This window comes from Agrobacterium sp. ST15.16.024 (assembly GCF_027956545.1).
In the GTDB taxonomy this organism is placed as follows: domain Bacteria; phylum Pseudomonadota; class Alphaproteobacteria; order Rhizobiales; family Rhizobiaceae; genus Agrobacterium; species Agrobacterium cucumeris.
On sequence record NZ_JAQKGO010000040.1, the window covers coordinates 1 to 456 of the forward strand.

The following is a 456-nucleotide window of genomic DNA, read 5'->3' on the forward strand; positions in this document are numbered from 1 at the left end:
GACCTGAATGCGCGCGTGCAGGTGGGGGGTGAACAGGCCAAGACCGTAGCCATCGACTTCCTGACAAAGAACGGCTTCGTCAAGTAACCGCTCGCGACGCCGGAGCGGGTTGCGGGAGCCGGTACGTTCCCATGATCCGGTCCGAATCCAGAGTAGGCGAGACAAAAGGCAGGGGAGCAGGATTTGACGAAGTGGCCTGACAAAGTGGGCGTGGTGATTTCGTCCCTGCTTCTTTATGCTCTTTTTGCGTCGCCTTTCATGACATTGCGTGCCAACCGGATCGTTCAGGGCGAGACACGCACGGTCTTCGAAGCGCTTCCGGGTTCAGCTGCAACTCTTCTCGTCACCATCGTTCTTGTTACAGTCTTCATCGCCCTTTTCCGCTTTCCCACGCGATTGAAACTCGCAGCCGCGCTGGTCGGTCTTGCGGCACTGGCGGTTTTCATCGGGCAGGCG

The 456-nt window shown here is 58.6% G+C and carries 1 pseudogene; it reads left to right on the forward strand.

What is annotated here, in order from left to right:
• Positions 1-183: 183 nt before the first annotated feature.
• Positions 184-456 (forward strand): annotated as a pseudogene (locus tag PL640_RS25530) (ABC transporter permease); the annotation flags it as partial.